14 protein-coding genes are annotated in these 18,944 nt (G+C 49.9%); 9 read left to right on the top strand and 5 right to left on the bottom strand.

Annotated features, from left to right (window positions below; translation table 11 throughout):
* Positions 1-142: 142 nt before the first annotated feature.
* The 4 genes from AC2D8L_RS07220 to AC2D8L_RS07205 all read left to right on the top strand — a co-directional run bounded on the left by AC2D8L_RS07220 (position 143) and on the right by AC2D8L_RS07205 (position 6,657).
* On the top strand, positions 143-1,639 hold the full coding sequence (locus AC2D8L_RS07220) for a Do family serine endopeptidase (RefSeq protein WP_484684762.1): 1,497 nt from the start codon (positions 143-145) through the stop codon (positions 1,637-1,639).
* 73 nt (positions 1,640-1,712) lie between these two features.
* Complete coding sequence (locus tag AC2D8L_RS07215; protein ID WP_484684761.1) at positions 1,713-2,384, top strand: winged helix-turn-helix domain-containing protein; 672 nt, start codon at positions 1,713-1,715, stop codon at positions 2,382-2,384.
* Complete coding sequence (locus tag AC2D8L_RS07210; RefSeq protein WP_484684760.1) at positions 2,377-3,771, top strand: HAMP domain-containing sensor histidine kinase; 1,395 nt, start codon at positions 2,377-2,379, stop codon at positions 3,769-3,771. Before AC2D8L_RS07215 ends, AC2D8L_RS07210 begins: the two co-directional genes overlap by 8 nt.
* Entirely contained in the window at positions 3,772-6,657 is a 2,886-nt protein-coding gene (locus AC2D8L_RS07205; protein ID WP_484684759.1) for a bifunctional [glutamine synthetase] adenylyltransferase/[glutamine synthetase]-adenylyl-L-tyrosine phosphorylase, read from the top strand.
* A gap of 5 nt (positions 6,658-6,662) precedes the next feature.
* Here AC2D8L_RS07205 and AC2D8L_RS07200 read toward each other — a convergent pair whose 3' ends face one another.
* On the bottom strand, positions 6,663-8,129 hold the full coding sequence (locus tag AC2D8L_RS07200) for a sensor histidine kinase (RefSeq protein ID WP_484684758.1): 1,467 nt from the start codon (positions 8,127-8,129) through the stop codon (positions 6,663-6,665).
* Positions 8,130-8,292: 163 nt separating this feature from the next.
* Positions 8,293-10,929, bottom strand: coding sequence for an aminopeptidase N (pepN, locus tag AC2D8L_RS07195; RefSeq protein WP_484684757.1), 2,637 nt, complete (start codon positions 10,927-10,929; stop codon positions 8,293-8,295).
* A 291-nt stretch (positions 10,930-11,220) separates the two neighbouring features.
* Here pepN and AC2D8L_RS07190 point away from each other — a divergent pair, with 291 nt between their 5' ends.
* Together AC2D8L_RS07190 and AC2D8L_RS07185 are read left to right on the top strand one after the other, a co-directional pair.
* Positions 11,221-12,936 (top strand): ABC transporter ATP-binding protein, encoded by a 1,716-nt coding sequence (locus AC2D8L_RS07190; RefSeq protein WP_484684756.1) that lies wholly within the window; start codon positions 11,221-11,223, stop codon positions 12,934-12,936.
* A gap of 76 nt (positions 12,937-13,012) precedes the next feature.
* Positions 13,013-14,875, top strand: a complete 1,863-nt coding sequence (locus tag AC2D8L_RS07185; RefSeq protein WP_484684755.1) for an ABC transporter ATP-binding protein — start codon at positions 13,013-13,015, stop codon at positions 14,873-14,875.
* Between the two features lie 23 nt (positions 14,876-14,898).
* On the opposite strand, the gene panC is transcribed toward AC2D8L_RS07185, so the two are convergent.
* The 3 genes from panC to AC2D8L_RS07170 all read right to left on the bottom strand — a co-directional run bounded on the left by panC (position 14,899) and on the right by AC2D8L_RS07170 (position 16,975).
* The gene (gene panC, locus AC2D8L_RS07180; protein ID WP_484684754.1) at positions 14,899-15,750 is read right to left on the bottom strand and encodes a pantoate--beta-alanine ligase; all 852 of its coding nucleotides are present in this window, start codon (positions 15,748-15,750) and stop codon (positions 14,899-14,901) included.
* Positions 15,747-16,565, bottom strand: coding sequence for a 3-methyl-2-oxobutanoate hydroxymethyltransferase (gene panB / locus AC2D8L_RS07175; RefSeq protein WP_484684753.1), 819 nt, complete (start codon positions 16,563-16,565; stop codon positions 15,747-15,749). The genes panC and panB overlap by 4 nt, the downstream gene beginning before the upstream one ends.
* 80 nt (positions 16,566-16,645) lie before the next feature.
* The gene (locus AC2D8L_RS07170; protein ID WP_484684752.1) at positions 16,646-16,975 is read right to left on the bottom strand and encodes an ArsR/SmtB family transcription factor; all 330 of its coding nucleotides are present in this window, start codon (positions 16,973-16,975) and stop codon (positions 16,646-16,648) included.
* Between the two features lie 89 nt (positions 16,976-17,064).
* Between AC2D8L_RS07170 and AC2D8L_RS07165 the strand changes: the two genes are divergently transcribed.
* Genes AC2D8L_RS07165 through AC2D8L_RS07155 form a run of 3 tightly spaced genes read left to right on the top strand, consistent with a single transcriptional unit; the run spans position 17,065 to position 18,849 of the window.
* Complete coding sequence (locus AC2D8L_RS07165; protein WP_484684751.1) at positions 17,065-17,493, top strand: YeeE/YedE family protein; 429 nt, start codon at positions 17,065-17,067, stop codon at positions 17,491-17,493.
* A gap of 2 nt (positions 17,494-17,495) precedes the next feature.
* Complete coding sequence (locus tag AC2D8L_RS07160) at positions 17,496-17,936, top strand: DUF6691 family protein (protein WP_484684750.1); 441 nt, start codon at positions 17,496-17,498, stop codon at positions 17,934-17,936.
* Positions 17,937-17,952: 16 nt separating this feature from the next.
* Positions 17,953-18,849, top strand: a complete 897-nt coding sequence (locus tag AC2D8L_RS07155; RefSeq protein ID WP_484684749.1) for an MBL fold metallo-hydrolase — start codon at positions 17,953-17,955, stop codon at positions 18,847-18,849.
* The last annotated feature ends 95 nt before the right edge of the window (positions 18,850-18,944 follow it).

Raw genomic sequence — 18,944 nt, 5'->3', positions numbered from 1 at the left:
GTGCATACAAACGTCCAAATGGGACCACAGTTTAGCCTCGAACATTACGAAAATGTAATGTAGCTGACATGATGCAGAAAGGGTCGATAATCCATATTGATTTCAATTCGATTGGGAATTGCATCTGTCAGGAGATAACTTTATGCAACTCAAGAAATTGCCTGGAAACAAACGCCTAGCTGCCATCGCTGCAGCGGCGCTGCTTTCTACATCGGCGCTTGTCGGTGTTGCGACAACCTCAATGCCCGCAAATGCTCAAATCGCTGTGCAAAATGCCGCGCCGTTCAGCTTTGCCGACCTGGTCGAGGCTGTGCGCCCAGCAGTTGTTTCAATTCGTGTGAAAACAGAGGTTATTGAAACCCGTGGCCCACGTTTCGATCGAAATTTTGAAATGCCAGACCTGCCCGATGGTCATCCGTTTGAGGAATTCTTCAAGCGATTTGAGGATCAGTTCGGCGAGCGCAATGGTCGCAACAACAATCGCAAACAGCGTCCGCGCTTTGGACAGTCTGTTGGTTCAGGCTTCATCATTTCTGCGGATGGCTTTGTTGTAACAAACAATCACGTTGTTGAAGATGCTGCAGAAGTTGTTGTTGTGCTGGACGACGGTTCAGAGATGGACGCCAAGATCATCGGTACTGATCCGCGCACAGATTTGGCGGTGCTTAAAATCGAAGCAGCCACTGACATGGAATATGTGGAGTTTTCAGAAACTGAAGCCCGCGTCGGCGATTGGGTTGTCGCAATCGGCAATCCGTTTGGCTTAGGTGGCACGGTTACGGCAGGTATCGTCTCTGCACGGGGCCGCGATATCAACGCCAACGCCTATGACGATTTCATTCAAATTGATGCGGCCGTTAACCGTGGTAACTCGGGTGGTCCTGCCTTTGACACAACAGGTAAAGTTGTTGGTGTTAACACGGCCATCTTTTCCCCAAGCGGTGGCAATGTCGGGATCGCGTTTGCAATTCCCGCCAATGTGGTGAAGCAAGTTGTGTTCGACTTGATGGATGACGGCAACGTCACTCGAGGCTATTTGGGTGTTTCAATTCAAAACGTATCTCAAGACATCGCCGATAGTGTTGGTTTGGGCAAAGCAACTGGTGCTTTGGTAACTGAGCCACGCCCAGATTCTCCAGCTCAAAAAGCAGGCATTCAGTCTGGCGACATCATTTTGCGTGTTCAAGGTGAGAAAATTGATGATGCGCGTGACTTGGCGCGGATTATCGCTCAATTTAGCCCAGAAACAGAAGTTGAGTTGACCATTTGGCGTGATGCGAAACGCATCAAGGTCGATGTAAAACTTGCAACGCTGACTGAAGAACAAGCACTGACCCCTCCACCTGAAGAAGTACCAGTCGATCCAATGGAGCCAAAAGAAACCGCTACTGGCTTGGTGCTGGTGCCAAATGAGGAAGGCGATGGATTGGTGATCGTTGATATTGCTGAGGAAAGTGCAGCGGCTGAAAAAGGCTTTGCGCCGGGCGATATCATTCTTCAAGCCAATTCAAATCCGGTGAATTCAATCGCTGATTTTGAGGCTGCCATTGATGAAGTGGTCAGCGCAGAACGCAGTACAATGTTGGTAAAAGTCGTTCGCGACGGCAACACACGCTTCGTCGGTCTGCCGATAGAATAGCAAAATGCTGTTGGTCGCCTAAAATGGGCGGCCAACATTTGTGTCTGAACCAAGGAAGAGGTAATTTGCCAACATGAAGATTCTTTTGATTGAAGATGATCGCGAAGCGGCAAATTACCTTATTCAGGCTTTGGATGAGGCCGGGCACATCACCCACCATGCAGCAGACGGCGAAACCGGATATGCCATGGCTAGCTCCATGGACTACGATATATTGATTGTTGATCGTATGTTGCCAAGGCGCGACGGGCTTTCAATTATTGAATCGCTGCGAGCCGAAAACGACGAGACTCCGGCATTGATCCTTTCGGCGCTGGGCGAAGTTGATGACCGCGTGACCGGTTTACGCGCAGGTGGCGATGATTATCTCACAAAGCCATATGCATTTTCCGAACTATTGGCCCGCATAGAAGTTCTTGCACGCCGCACCGCGCCTGCAGAGGCTTCAACAGCCTATCAAGTGGGCGATTTAACGCTGGATCGCTTGTCGCGCAACGTTGAGCGGGAAGGCGAAAAAATCACCCTACAACCGCGCGAGTTTCGCCTGCTCGAATATCTAATGAAACATGCCGGGCAGGTGGTTACACGCACCATGCTACTCGAGAATGTTTGGGACTATCATTTTGATCCTCAAACCAACGTAATCGACGTCCATATGTCCCGACTGCGCACAAAGATCGACAAAGGTCGTCAGACCCAGGTGCTTCACACCATACGTGGTGCAGGATATATGGTTCGTGCATAGTTTTTGGCAGGTTTGGCGAACAACAACATTTCGGCTGACAGCGTTGCTGGTCGCCATGTTTGTTGTGTTTGCAATTGCAATTTTGGGCTATATCGCATTCCAAACCTCAATCATGATTCAGCGGCAGCAGCTGCAGACCATTGATCGAGAGATTGATCAACTTAACAAGCAATATCAACGGCTTGGTACGCGCGGGTTAATCGTTGCGCTACAACGTGCTGCTGGTCGACCGGGCCCCGGCATCTATTATGTTTCCGACGCATCCGGGCTGGGCGTCGCTGGCAACGTGCCGAGCGTGCCAATTGAAGTTCTGGAAAACCCGGGCACACATACCTTCAACTATGACCGGGGTGACAACTTTAACGCCGATGATCCACGGGCGAATGGTGTTGCCCTGGTCAAGAGCTTTCAATTGCCAAGTGGGTTTCGCCTTGTTGTTGGCCGAGACATTGTGGAACGTCGCGGGTTTAGTGCCGCAATTTTCCAGGCGTTCATGTGGGGCGTTATATGGATCATTGTCCTGTCAATCATTGTCGGGGTTATTTCAACCAGATCAGTGCTTAAACGCGTCGACACAGTATCCGACACGGCCCGCAAAATCATGTCCGGTTCAATGTCCGAGCGCATACCGGTCACAAAACGCAATGACGAATTTGACGGGCTCGCCACCAACCTCAACGCGATGCTGGAACGCATAGAACAGCTGATGCAGGGGCTGAAAGAAGTTACAGACAATGTCGCACATGATTTGAAAACGCCGCTAACACGGCTGCGCAATCGAGTTGAAGCAGCGCTCAAAGACGGTACTTCTGAAGAACAACAACGCGCGGCGCTGGAAAATACTATTGAAGAATGCGATCAGCTCATCCGCACGTTTAACGCACTGTTGCTCATCGCCCGGGTCGAAGCAGGCACGCCATCAAGTGCATATTCAGAACTAGATTTAGCTGAGGTAATCGCAGATATTACTGAACTCTATGAGCCAGTCGCTGAGGATGCCGGCATTACGCTTTCAACTGACGTAGATAAGTTGCCCGCCTTCTCAGGTAGCCGCGAACTGATTGGGCAAGCTCTGGTCAATCTGGTGGAAAATGCCATCAAATATGCCAAAGGGGCAAAAAACGATCCTGCGATAATGGTGAGTGCTCGCATATCGGGGGCGAATATTGTGATCGAAGTGGCCGACAATGGGTCCGGTATTCCTGAATTGGATCGGGAAAAAGTGCTGGAACGTTTCGTTCGTTTGGAGAAAAGTCGATCTGAACCGGGCTCTGGACTGGGTCTCAGCCTTGTCGCCGCCGTCGCGCGGTTGCATAAAGGAACGATAGAGATTCTTGATAACGAGCCGGGCGCCCTGATCCGGCTCACATTGCCAACGGAGCGCTAAATGACATCAATCGCCGCCCACCTCCAAACTTTCGAAAAGAACTTTGGAGACGGGTTGGCCTTTGATGAGCTTCTCAGCCAGTCAGATGAAGCGCTCGCAAACCTTTCGTCCTGCAAACGAGCCCTAACGACCATTTTCAATGCCGCACCCTATCTGTTGGATTGTGCACGCTTCAATTTGCAGTGGTTTGATAATGCGATAGCGCTATCGGCGGAAGAAGCCATTTCTCAAATTCTGAATGAAACCGACAAAGTCGGAGCGCCGGGGGTCGATGAGGTCGATCTTCGCAAGTCACTCCGCCAACTTAAGCGCCGCATCGCGCTCATCACGGCAGTTGCAGAAGTGGGCGGCGCCATCAATGCCGAAGTCACAACCAGAACCTTGGCTCTATTTGCCGATAAATGCCTTGATGCTGCGTTAGATCACCTCTCAACAGTTAAGTTCGCTGAGCTAGGCGTTGATCTTGATGTTGCAACGAGGCCTGCGCGCCAATCAGGACTTTGTATTCTAGCATTGGGCAAACATGGCGGCTTGGAGTTAAACTACTCTTCCGACATAGATATTGTAGCTTTCTACGATCTTTCTCGCTGTCCTTTTGCTGACAATCCTCGCGTCGGCCGTATCTATGAAAAGCTCGTGCGCGATCTAACCAGCATCTTGCAAGACCGTGACGAGCACGGTTATGTCTTTCGAACAGACTTGCGCTTGCGCCCGGATCCCGGTTCAACGCCAGTTGCGATTTCAGTAGACGCGGCCATGGGCTACTATGAATCACGAGGTCAAAACTGGGAGCGGGCCGCGTGGATAAAGGCTCGACCATGTGCTGGAGACGTTCAAGCGGGCGAGGCGTTCTTAAAAGAGCTATCGCCATTTATCTGGCGTAAGCACCTCGATTTCGCAACGATTGGCGATATCAAAACCATCAAGCGCCAGATTAACACAGCCAAAAATATCGCAGGACGGACCGTGCTTGGCCACAATGTGAAACTGGGCAGCGGTGGCATTAGGGAAATTGAGTTTTTCGCTCAAGTGCAACAACTTATTGCGGGCGGCCGTGACCCCTTGTTGCGCACTCGCTCTACAAGCGACACGCTAAATGCGCTGGCGGCTTCCAATTGGATCGATGCTGAAATAGCAACTGACTTGATTGACCGCTATTGGTTCTTACGCGCAGTGGAAAATCGCGTCCAAATGCTCAACGATGAGCAAACCCACAATTTACCGGACAATGACGAACGACTGGCGCCAATCGTCGCGCTCTTGCCGTTTGACGCTGTTGAAAGCTTTAAGCTCGCCTACCGCGCTTGCCTTGATGCGGTTGTTGCGCATTATGGTGAGCTCTTTAGTGATGATGAAGATGACGGGGACCTGGGAAATCTCGTTTTCACTGGCAGTGACGATGACCCTCAAACATGGACTGCGCTGTCCGATATCGGGTTTAAAGATCCGTCCAAAACAATCGAAACGATCAGGCGTTGGCACAATGGTAGCTATCCGGCCACACGTGCCGATCGTGCGCGACAAAACCTGACCACATTGGTGCCGAGCTTGTTGCGCTCCATTTCAAATGCACGCAATGCAGATGAGTCTCTGCGCCAGTTCGATTTCTTCCTGTCAAAACTTCCAACCGGCATTCAACTTTTCGCGCTTCTGCAAAACAATCCACGGCTCCAGCACCTGCTGATCGACTTTATGGCAGCGGCGCCGCGCATGACCGATGCGATTTTGCAGCGGGTTCATATCGTGGATGGGTTAATCGACCCGGCCTTTTATGATGATGTGCCAAGTCCAGAAACAATCAATCAGAAGGCGCAGGAGTTTCTAGGTGAAGCACGATCGTATGAAGACTTAATTGATCGAGCTCGTATCTTTGGACAGGAACAAATATTCCTAATTAGCGCCGGATTGGTGGCCGGCACATTGGCCGTAGATTTGGCAGCTCGACAGTTTAGCGCTCTTGCAGAAGTGCTTTTGAAGTGGGTCTTTGACGCGGTGCGGCGAGAGTTTGAGGTTAAGCACGGCAAAGTTGAGGGTGCTGAAGTCGCCCTACTTTCGTTTGGCAAACTTGCCAGCAAGGAAATGAATGCCCAGTCAGACCTCGATTTTATCTTGATCTATGACGCGCCAGAGGGCGTTGAGCAGTCGAATGGACAAAAGCAGCTGGCAACGTCACAATATTACATTCGCCTAACCCAACGCCTCGTTGCGGCCATCTCAGCGCCGACTGCCCAAGGCGTGCTGTATGAAACCGATATGCGCTTGCGCCCTTCGGGCAACGCAGGCCCATTGGCGACCAGCCTGAAGGGCTTCAAAAACTATCAGTTAAATGATGCGTGGACATGGGAACATATGGCTTTGTCGCGCGCGCGCACTGTTCTTGCAGGCGGGAAACTGGACACGAAAATCTCAGAAGTAATTCAGGAGGTTTTGACGGCACCAAGGGATGCCCAGAAGACGACTGCAGATGTACTGGAAATGCGGCAACGGCTGTTGAAAGACAGACCAGCAAAATCGGCATGGGATATCAAGCTGGCCGATGGTGGATTGATTGACCTTGAGTTTATTGCCCAATTTGCCCAGTTGAATTTGGGGCAAAAATTGAACGTGCCCCAAGCCCCGCCGCTTGAGGTTTTTGCCGAGCTGGCAAAACAGAACAAGTTGGAAGATTTTGAACAGATCGCGATGACTTACCACCTTTATATGGTTGTCATTCAGTTAAGCGCAGCGTGTCTTGTGGAACCGCTCCCCGCTGATAATTGGAGCGACGGGTTTGTTGAGTTGTTAACCCGCACTTGCAACTTCCCCAACCTTGACCTTTTAGGGCAGGAACTTGAGCAACGGCAGCAGGCAATGCGGTCCTTATTTGCCGATTTTGTCAAACTTTAGAATCGCTAAGCTGCTTTTTCTAATGTTTCACTTTTGGTGTTTTGCTGTGTACTGTCTTTAACAAATGTCGGCAACGTAATGGCAACAGTGGTGCCAATGCCCGGATTGCTATCGATGACGAGGGAACCGCCGCTCAGTTCAGCAATGGCACGGGAAGTTGCGATACCGAGCCCAAGACCTTTGTGCTCTTTGGAAAATGCGGACTCGCCCAAAACGAACGGCTGGGAAAGCAACTCTAGCCGCTCCTGCGGAATGCCAATCCCGCTATCTGTAATTTCTAGCACGACACCATCACTGCCGCACCAGCAGTTGAATATGACATTGCCGCCATCTTGCGTGAAACGGATCGCATTATCCATTAGATTGTCGACCATGCGGCGCAAAAGCGCTGGGTCCGCATCAACATGTCCATCGCACAAATTCAAGGCCTCAAGTTTAAGGCCCGCACGATGTGCACGGGCCGTGTGGCGTCGAACTGAATCTTGGACAAACTTGTACATATCGACATCAGATTTAGTTTGAACGGTTTCTCCACCCTCTAACTGTGCCAAGTCCAGAATTGATGCAAAACTGTCCAGCAACGTTTCGCCAGAGCGTTTAATATCGGACATATAGTTCGTGTATCGCTGGTCACCCAGCGGGCCAAACGGCTCATGCTGCACAAGGTCAGCGAAGCCGATAATGTGATTGAGCGGTGTGCGCATGTCGTGGCTAAGATGCGCGAGGAAACTTGTTTTCGAGCGGCTTGCCGCTTCTGCTGCAATCTTTTCCGCGTGATATTGTTTTGCCAATTCACGATATTGGCTTTCAAGATTTTTCTTGGCCTTTGAAATTTGGTGGTGTTCTGTTTGATCGGTGACAATTGTGACAAAGTTCTGGGTGGGGTCTGCAATGTCCTCGATCTGGATTACTTTTTCATTGTCGCAGGTGGCGACCACTAGGCGGTGGTGCTCGTCATCAAGTTTGGCGTCAAAAATGACTGGACGACGCGCAGCACTCATAATGTCGCCGTATGACGCGCCGCCGGTGCACATGCTTTCTTCAAGTCCCATAAATTCTCGATAAGCCGCGTTGCACCAAATCAGCTTTCCATCTTTGCTCCAATGGGCCAAGCCATAGGGCATATGTTCAAGGGTTTGAAGAAGTTCCGGCGTCGGTCGCGCGGCTTGAGGGCGCGCACTTTGTGTCAAGTTCACTAAACGGAACAGGGCGAATGCGAGGGCTATTGCGCAAATTAGCATAGGTGCCCGAACTGCTAACGGCCAATCTTGGGTCGAGAAAATAGCAATAGTTAGGGCGGCAAGTACGACGAGCAGTTTGGTGTTCTCAAAGAGCGCGTTTGTGTCTGTCTTAAAGAGTGTTTGCCAAGGGCTAACTGACAGGGTTTGCGGCGAGCTGGCTGGGATTTCTTCCAAAACATCTAGTTTTGATCGGAATCCTTTAGCGGTGCCGTCGGATTGCTCCGTCGTCAACATATGCCCTCCAGTATAATATAATGTGCCCTTGCGAAACAATTCTACCTTCGCTTTTTAAGAGCTTGAATCAAAAAGGGGCTCGCTGTCGAGCCCCCAAATTGCAACTTTTTTTGGCTGCAAATTTCATTGAGTCTTTTGAATCACTTATGCGGAATTTTTTTTATCCGTTTAACGTCCGTTCAAGGATGTCCCGGCAATCTGACGACAATTTGTCATTTTTCGCCAGCGTTTCCAACGCAGATTGCGCTGCTTTTCTTCTCGTTGATTCGTATTTTTTGAACGAACGGAACATCGTCAAAAGACGAGCCGCCAATTGCGGGGTGCGGGTGTCGATGTCCGCAATCAAATCCGTGATGAATTGAAAACTCGCCCCATCCTTGCGCCCGAATTGTACTTGGTTGGCCGCGAAGCCGCCAATCAATGATCGGACCCGATTTGGGTTCTCAATGTTGAATTGCGGATCGTCCATCAGGGACTTGACCCGGTCCAATGCACCATCATCTGGAATAATCGCATTTAGGCTCAGCCATTTGTCGAACACCAAAACATTGTGGCAATGGTTTTCCCTAAAGTGGCTCAAAGTTTCTGCCGCTGCCGGGTGGCCAGCGCTTGCCAATGCTCCCAACGCGGCGCTTCGATCGCTCATATTCGTCGCTGCATGATATTGCGCGACGGCGACATGACCGCCTTTTTCAGAATTAGCAGCCAGCAGCAGCCCAAGACATTGGTTTTTCAAAGCGCGTTTGCCAGCTGATCTAGCGTCAGGCGAGTAATCCGCTTCGTCGATCAGTGACTTATATGTAGATGCCAGTTCGGTCTCTATCATCGTAGCGATGGTGGCTAGTGACGTCTTGCGAACATCATAAATGCGTGCTGGGTCAATGTCGGACCCAACATGCTCTGCCAACACACTCTGCGACGGTAGCGCCAGTGCTAAGGCTTTGAAAGCATTGTCTACATTCTCGTCGATCAATATTGCGCGGAATGCGTCAGCGAGCTTGCCCAATTCCAATTGTGATGGGTCTTCGCCCCCAAGTTTTGCCGCTGGCACCAATATGTCGAGTGCAACATTTTGCAAGCTGTCCCAACGGTTGAATGGGTCTTTGTCCAAACGTGCCAAGTTCAGCTTGTCATCCATCGTAAGATCGGATTTTACACTGACTGGAGATGAAAACTCGCGGAACAGTGACAGGGTTGGTTTGCTCGATACGCCTTCAAATACAACACTGTGATTTTCCTGATCCATGATGATCAAGTCATCTTCAACTGTTGCACCGGTTACACTATCCCAAGTGAGGTCCGCGCCGTTGTCTGAAACAAGTCCAAAGCGGATGGGAATGAATTTGGGTTCTTTTTTCTCATCTCCCGGCGTCGGCTTGTTGATCTGCTCCAAATCTAGGCTTAGACGCTTGCTTTGTGCATCATATGAATGGCAGACATTGATTTCTGGCCGTCCCGCCACGGTGTACCAGTTCTGCAAATGGGATAAGTCTTTCCCGCTCGCATCTTCAAAGCACTTTACGAAATCTTCGATGACAGCGGCATCGCCGTCATGGCGTTCCAAATAAATATCCATACCCTTACGGAATGTATCTTTGCCCAGATACGTCAAAATCATCCGCACAACTTCAGCGCCTTTCGAGTAGACGGTTGCTGTATAGAAGTTGTTGATTTCTTTAAATTGGTTTGGTCGGGGAGGGTGTGACAGGGGTCCAGAATCTTCAGCAAACTGATAGGCGCGAAGATCTCGTGCATCCTCAATTCGTTTGACGGCGCGTGATCGCTCATCGCTTGTAAATTCCTGATCGCGGAATACTGTCAGGCCTTCCTTGAGACAAAGTTGGAACCAGTCCCGGCACGTTATGCGATTACCTGTCCAGTTGTGGAAATATTCGTGCGCAATGATGGCCTCGATATTCTCGTAATCTTGGTCGGTTGCAGTTTGTGGGTCGGACAAGATGTATTTGTCATTAAAAATATTGAGGCCCTTATTCTCCATTGCGCCGAGATTGAAATCTGAAACGGCAACAATGTTGAACACATCAAGATCATATTCACAGCCGAAGCGATCTTCGTCCCATTTCATCGACCGAATTAGGCTGTCCATCGCCCAAGCACACTGGTCTTCTTTGCCGTGCTCGACATAAATCGCCAAATCCACATGTTTGCCAGATTGGGTTGTGAACGTGTCAGAGATATGGGCCAAATCGCCTGCAACCATGGCAAACAAATATGATGGTTTGGGGTGTGGGTCGTGCCAAATGGCATAGTGCCGATCACCCGCCAGGTCGCCTTTTTCAATGGGGTTGCCATTGGAAAGCAAAACCGGCGCGTCTGATTTGTCGGCTTCCATACGAACTGTGAAAACAGACATAACATCGGGTCGATCGTAGAAGTAGGTGATGCGGCGGAAGCCTTCAGCCTCACACTGGGTGCACCAAACACCACTGGACCGATACAGCCCCTCAAGCGACTTATTCGCTTCGGGTTGCAGTCGAACCACGGTCTCCAAAATGAACTCTTCAGGTGGGTTTGAAACCTCAAGCGATTTGTCAGAAACAATATATTCGCTCTCATGCAATTCACGTCCATTCACTGAGATGGATCGCAATTCCATGCGCTCGCCATCCAGTTTCAGGGTTGTTACCAGCGGAACGCCTTCACGAAGTGAAAACTTTAATGTCGCCTTCACGTCCATTTCATCCGGTGCAAAGACAACGTCTAATTCTGTTGTCTTTAGGACATAATCGCTTTGTTTATAATCACTTAGGTAGGTGGTGGCGTGGTCGTCACTCATTTTTGGTCTCATCCCAGATTAGAAATAGGTTGCGCGAATCACTTCACTTTTTTTTAGTGAGGCTACTGTGGCTGGTCTGCTACAGCAATATCCGTCCACACCATGTATTCTAAAAAGCTGGCCGATTCAGGTTAGCTTGCCAACTATTCTAGTGTATCAAACATGTTAAATTCTATTTTTGCTTGGTTCGAGAAGCACTATTCGCCGACTCATATTGAACCTAATCCGCATCCGCCGATGGACTTGGTGAAGTTCTATTTGTACTTTTTGGGGCAATTCAGAACCCCAATCATGTTTAAAATTGTCATCGTGGCGATTGGCGCAGCCATAGACAGTATGATCCCGGTTTTCTTGGGCACTATTGTCGATCTCGTTTCCGGCACAGAGCCGGGAACGCTGTTTAAGGATCAAGGTACGCTGCTTTTGGCGATGGGCATCACGCTGGCGCTGCGACCGTCCATCTTTATTCTTGATGTGCTTGTGCAATATCATACCATCGTGCCGTCCCTTGTGGGGCGGGTGCGTTGGCAGTCGCACTGGCATGTGGTTCGCCAAAGTTGGACATTCTTCCAAAAAGACTTTGCCGGGAGGATTGCCTCCAAAGTCTTTGAAACGGGCCCTGCGCTTGAAAGCAGCGCCATGGAGGTTATCGACGCGGTTTGGTACATGGTAGTGTTCTTCATCGTTGCGACTAGCGTTTTGGCCAATCAGGATATTGTGTTCCTGTTTCCGCTGCTGGGGTGGGCCATCGCCTATTTGCTGCTAATGTATTTCGCGCTACCTGCGATCGCAAAACAGTCGAAAATCAATTCGAATTCTCGTTCGATCGTGACTGGCAGAATGGTCGATTGTTATACCAACATCCAAACACTGAAGACATTTGCAACTGGCAATATTGAAGACAAATATGTCGCCGCATCTGTCGATGAAAACATCACGCAGTTTCGTATGCTGATGCGCATTTTTACGCGCATGTGGGCTTCATTGTTCATCATCAATACCATCCTGATGCTGACAACTGGCTTTCTTGCCTTGCAATGGTGGAATAGGGGTTTGATCACAACTGGTCAGTTCGCCATGATTGTCCCGTTTGTATGGCAGTTGCTCAACATTAGTGGGTGGATTTTGGAAGTCGCCTCCGGCATCTTTCGGAATATGGGTACTGTGCGTGACGGCATGGAAACCATTTCCAAACCGCTGACAATGACTGACGATGAGAACGCGCCTGACCTAAAGGTGCAAGATGCTGCCATTGCGTTTGACAACGTCAAATTCAACTATGATGGGGGCGAAGCTAAGCGGGTTATCGATCAACTTAGCTTGAACATCAAGCCGGGCGAAAAAGTTGGGCTAATCGGGCGGTCCGGTGCAGGTAAGTCCACGATTGTTAATTTGCTGCTTCGTCTGTTTGATGCGGAAAAGGGCGTTATCACCATCGATGGGCAAAACATTTCGCGTGTTGGACAAGACAGCTTGCGCCAGGCGATTGGATTTGTGTCCCAAGATACGTCGCTTTTGCACCGTTCTGTTGGCGAAAACATCAAATATGGTCGGCCGGATGCAACTGACGAACTGATGGTCGAAGCCGCAAAACGCGCCAAAATTCACGATGTAATTGTCGGGCTGCAAGACGAAGAAGGCAACAAGGGCTACGACGCCAAAGTTGGGGAGCGCGGGGTGAAGCTTTCGGGTGGTCAACGTCAGCGAATTGCCATTGCCCGCGTTTTGCTCAAAGACGCGCCCATTCTTGTGTTGGATGAGGCAACCTCAGCGCTGGATAGTGAAGTCGAAGCGGCGATCCAAGAGCAACTGGAAGAATTAATGGCTGACAAAACGGTTATCGCTATTGCCCATAGATTATCCACCATCGCCGCAATGGACCGCCTTCTGGTCATGGATGACGGTAAAGTGGTTGAGGACGGGACGCATGAAGAACTGTTGGAGCTAAATGGGCATTATGCGCAACTTTGGAAACGACAGTCTGGCGGATTTGAGGCTGCAGAATAGAATGCTGAACAAGGTTGCGCTAAGCAGTTACTTGTCATAAAAAAAGATAAAACTTATTAAATAAGAGATCGTCACAATGTCAAAGATTTTCGATTGGTTTGAAGCAAGGATAGATCCATATCCGTCAACAGAGCCGACACGCCCGCCAAAAACGCTCTATGCTTTTTGTCGGCATTACACGAAGGGTATGGAGGTGTGGCTGATCGCCTTGGCCCTTGTTTCCGCCCTGATCGCCATTACCGAAGTTCTTTTGTTTGGCTTTCTAGGCTACGTCGTCGATTGGCTTTCCAACTCGGACCCCAAAACCTTCATTCAAGAAGAATGGCGTTCGCTCTTGGTGATGGGCTTCATCATCATCATAGCGAAACCGCTGATTTCGACATTTGGCTCGTTGGTGATGCATCAGGCCTTGCTTGGTAACTTCCCAATGCGTATTCGCTGGGATGTGCACGGCTATTTGATCCGTCAATCTATGTCCTATTTTCAGGACGAATTTGCCGGTCGTATCGCCACTAAGCTGATGCAAACGGCGCTCGCCGTGCGTGAAACGGTTATGAAAATTCTCGACATTTTGGTTTATGTTGTGACCTATTTCGTCGGTATTTTGGTTGTTACCTTGGCCGCAGATTGGCGGTTGATGCTGCCATTCGTTGTCTGGCTCGTGGGCTATATCAGTCTTATGCGCTTCTTTGTGCCGCGCATGCGCAAAATTTCTGCGGAGCAGGCTGATGCTCGCTCGTTGATGACCGGGCGCATTGTGGACAGCTACACCAACATCGCCACGGTGAAACTTTTCTCGCATTCAAACCGAGAAGAAGCTTATGCCAAAGAAAGCATGGATGGCTTCCTTAAAACCGTTCATCGCCAAATGCGATTGGGTGCGACGTTAGACATCATCATTGTTTGTATGAACTCGGCTTTGCTGTTTGGTGTTGCTTGGATTGGTATTTCGCTGTGGCTTGAAGGGTTGGTTCAACCTGGTCCAGTGGCTGTCGCATTGGGCATTATCTTGCGCATTTGGGGCATGTCCTATTGGGTCATGTGGGAAATGTCAGCTTTGTTCGAAAATATCGGCACCGTACAAGATGGCATCAACTCCATTTCACTGCCGCGTCTGGTTGGAGATAAAGCCGATGCGAAGCCAATTCCGACGGTGAAAGGCGATATTGATTTTAAGGATGTCACTTTCAACTATGGCAGTGAAAAAGGCATTATAGAAAACCTCAATCTGAACATTCCAGCAGGTCAAAAAGTTGGTCTTGTCGGGCGCTCGGGTGCGGGTAAGTCGACCTTGGTCAACATCCTGCTGCGCTTTTACGATGTTGAAAAGGGCGCGATTGTTATCGATGACAGTGACATTGCTGCGGTCACACAAGATAGCTTGCGTGAAAACCTAGCTATGGTGACGCAAGACACGTCACTGCTTCACCGTTCTGTGCGCGAGAACCTGCTTTATGGACGACCAGATGCAACAGAGGAAATGATGATCGCAGCCGCTAAGCAGGCTGAAGCGCATGATTTTATTCTTGAGCTAACTGACCCCAAAGGGCGCACAGGATATGACGCCCATGTGGGTGAGCGTGGTGTGAAACTTTCCGGTGGCCAACGTCAACGGATCGCGATTGCCCGGGTTTTGCTAAAAGACGCGCCAATTTTGATTTTGGACGAAGCAACCTCGGCTTTGGACAGTGAGGTCGAAGCAGCAATTCAGGAACAGCTACAGCATTTGATGCAGAACAAAACAGTGATTGCGATTGCCCACCGTCTTTCAACCATCGCTGAGATGGACCGGCTGATCGTCATGGATGGCGGCAAAATCATCGAAGATGGTTCTCACGATGAACTGCTGAAAAAAGATGGCGTCTACGCGCAGCTCTGGAAGCGTCAGTCGGGTGGTTTCATCAACCCGGTTGTCGAAGAGAACGAGTTGATTGCCTAGTATTTTAGTTTGGTGGCGCGTATTTACGCGCCGCCAATTTCGAGATTGTCGATCAGCCGTACATCGTCAAGGAACGCTGCAACAAATAGTCGAGCAGGGCGATCAAAATCGTTCATCAGTGACAAATTTTCGTTCGAGCGCATTTCCAAATAATCGATTTTTGAAAATCCAGCATCCAAAATGGTTTGTCTGGCATTGCTGAGCGCTTCACTCGCGTCTTTGCCACTTTCAATGTGGGTGGCAGCTTTTGTAAGTGTATCAAACAGTATGGGCGCAGTCTCTCGACCAACATTTGAAAGCCGCGCATTGCGTGACGACATGGCCAATCCATCACGCTCACGAAGGATCGGACAGCCAGTTATCTCTACGGGAATGTTCAGGTCATCGACAACCCGCCGAATAATGGCCAATTGCTGATAATCCTTAAGGCCGAAATAGGCTGTGTCGGGCATGGCTTGCAGCAATAATTTGCTGACGATCGTCGCGACGCCATCAAAATGCCCTGGGCGGGTCGCGCCGCAAAGCACCTCACTAATTCCAGTCACTGAAACCTTGGTTGAAAACCCGTCCGCATACATTTGATCAATTGTCGGCGCGAACACAATTGCAACATCAAGAGGCGCCAATATCGCGATATCGGCGTCTTCTGTGCGTGGGTATTTTTCCAGATCTTTTGGATCATTGAACTGAGTTGGGTTGACGAAAATTGAAACGATGACTGCATGCCCATCAGACTTTGCAGCTTTGACGAGGCTCAGATGCCCTTCGTGCAATGCCCCCATAGTTGGCACAAAACCGATGGTTGATCCTTGGTCTCGCAGCTCACGAACTTTTTGCCGTAACTCATCAACGGTACGAACAACCACCGGGTTCATTTTTTATCCGCGTAAATATGGTTGTCATCGGGAAAGCGTCGCGCGCGAACGTCTTCCGCATATGTTTCAATCGCTGCATCTGCAGCTTCGCCTAGTTTCGCGAAACGTTTCACGAACTTCGGTTTGAAATCTTGGAACATGCCCAACATATCATCGACCACCAGCACCTGTCCGTCACATTGGTTGGATGCGCCAATACCAATGGTTGGAACGTGCAAGAGGTTCGTCGCTTCGATTGCCAATTCTTCTGTTACCATTTCTAACACTACTGCAAACGCACCCGCATCTTGCACCGCTTTCGCGTCGTCTAATACGCGCTGGCGATCATCGCCGCGGCCCTGAACTGCATATCCACCGATGCCTTTAATTGATTGAGGGGTGAGGCCAACATGCGCCATCACCGGAATGCCGCGTTCTACCAAAAACTGGACGGTAGGTGCCATATGCGCACCGCCCTCGAGTTTGATTGCTGAACAATCCGTTTCGGCCATGATGTAGGATGCAGTTTCAAAAGCCTGTTCAGGGCTGGCTTCGTAACTACCAAATGGCATATCGACGACAACCAGGGCGTGGTCTGCACCCCGGCGAACGGCTTGACCGTGCATTACCATCATTTCAACGGATACGCCCTGCGTGGACGGCAAGCCATGTAAAACCATGCCCACACTATCGCCAACCAAAATGAGATCGCAATGCGCATTGGCCATTCGTGCGATGGGTGTCGTATATGCAGCGAGGCAAACGATGGGTTCTTGGCCCTTCATTTCCATGATTTTTTTCGCGCTGATGGGTTTCTTGTTGGTTGAAGCACTCATATTGGTGACCTTGTTTAACCTGACACAAAGGCTCAACCCCACGAGAGCCATGGGATTGATAATGCGCTTTGGCGACTAAATCAATCGCTTGTGTCTTTGTCTGTGGGCGCGCAATAGATGCTGTGTAAGGTGCCCAGCACCTCTTCAACTTCGCCAGATGCTAGCGAATAGAAAATTGTGTTGCCCTGCCGTCGCGTAGATACCAGTTTGAGCGCGCGCAATTTCGCAAGGTGTTGAGAAAGGGCTGGTTGGCTCAGACCTGCTGCGTCAGCAAGTTCTGCAACTGGTTTTTCGCACCCAACAAGATTGCACAATATTGTTAGGCGTTTGGCATTGGCCATTGCGCCCAGCAATTCAGCCGCGGCGTCAGCATTTTTTTCTAACTCGTCGATATCCATCTCAAATTCCATATTGACTATATTAGAATATAAGCATATACGAATGCAACATGTAAATTTCGCCTTTTATGGCACAGTTTGTATTGAGGTAGATAGGGTTTATGACAGAGTTCACGCCTTTTGAGGCGATTGTCGGCGGCAGCCTAATCGGGTTGGCGTCTGTTTTGCTGATGGCTTTCCATGGCCGAATTGCAGGAATGACGGGCATCTTGGCTGGCATGTTACCGCCTGTGCAAGCAGATTGGCCTTGGCGGGCGTCGTTTCTGGTTGGTGCCATTCTTGGTCCAATTGTGGTTTCGGCATTCACTGGAACACCCGTTCCGTTCGAAAACCCCGTCTCGATTGGTGCAGTAATTGTTGGCGGCATAATCGTTGGAATGGGTGTCAATTACGGATCTGGCTGTACATCTGGCCATGGCGTGTGCGGCATGGCCCGTCTTTCGTTGCGTTCGATTACAGCGACGGCCATTTTCATGGCAGCAACATTCGCCACAGTGTTTGTCATTCGCCACGTCATTGGGGGCATTTGATCATGCGCATAATTTCAACATTCATCATTGGATTGATTTTTGGCATCGGCATCACCGTTGGTGGCATGGCAAACCCTGCAAAAGTGCTGAACTTCTTCGACATAGCAGGCGCTTGGGACCCAAGTTTGTTGTTGGTGATGGTGTCGGCCCTTGTGGTGACAGCCATTGGCTATTTCTTCGTCTTAAAACGCCCAAAACCAGTTCTTGAAGACGTGTTTTCTCTACCTGCTGCTAAGCAAATTGACGCGCCGCTTGTTTTGGGCTCTGCTACCTTCGGAGTTGGCTGGGGCATTACGGGCTTTTGTCCCGGCGGATCAATTCCCGCGCTTGGATTGGCAAATGCGGATACGTTCATTTTTGTCGGCGCCATGATTGCGGGGATAACGGTCGCAAAATATTTACGCGGGCGAACAACCTTCGCCAGTATGAAATCAGCAAGTTAAAGTCGGAAGGTGAATTATGATTGAGCAACTGCCATTCGCTCCACAGATGGATGTGAAGCCACAAGTAGAAGCATTTTTCGACGAGCCGACGAACACGATATCATATGTGGTTCGTGATCCGTCGAGCAACAAATGTGCAGTTGTGGATTCAGTGATGGATATTGATTACGCCGCGGGCCGCATTTCATATGGCGGCGCTGATCAAATCATCAAGTTCATTGAGGACAATGAACTTGAACTAGAATGGCTGATCGAAACCCACGTTCATGCCGATCATTTGTCTGGAGCCCCTTATATCCAGAGCAAACTGGGCGGCAAGCTGGGCATTGGTGAAAACATCACCATTGTGCAGGACGTCTTTGGCAAGGTCTTTAATGAAGGCACAGAGTTCCAACGCGACGGTTCGCAATTCGATCAGCTATTCACCGACGGCGACACGTATCAAATCGGCAATCTTTCGGCTCATGTCATGCACACTCCTGGCCATACGCCGGCATGTATGACCCACACAATTGGCAATGCATCATTTGTAGGCGACACATTGTTTATGCCGGACGGGGGATCAGCCAGAGCGGATTTTCCTGGCGGTGATGCGCGCACGCTTTACAGATCTGTAAAACGGGTGCTGCAACTCCCAGACGAAACGCGCCTTTTCATGTGTCATGATTATGGGCCAAACGGTCGCGACATCCAGTGGGAGACAAGCGTTAAAGCCGAGCGGGATCATAATATCCATGTCAGAGACGGCGTAAGCGAAGACGAGTTTGTTAAAATGCGTGAAGAGCGCGATGCAAGCCTTGCTATGCCAAAACTGATCATTCCATCTTTGCAGGTGAATATGCGTGGTGGCAATATGCCCCCAGCAGACGAGCAAGGGGATGTGTTCTTCAAGGTGCCGGTGAACAAGCTCTAGCTATGCAAGCCGAACCTTTATCCATGCAAACCGTCATAAGTGTTTTCAAATCTGTGTTGTTGCCCTTTGTTCAGCAACGTGGGTCATTGGAGTCC

It is taken from the genome of Maritalea sp. YIW29 (genome assembly GCF_057219265.1).
The sequence above is the reverse complement of the archived record's forward strand: the minus strand, read 5'-3'. Positions and strand labels throughout refer to the sequence as shown.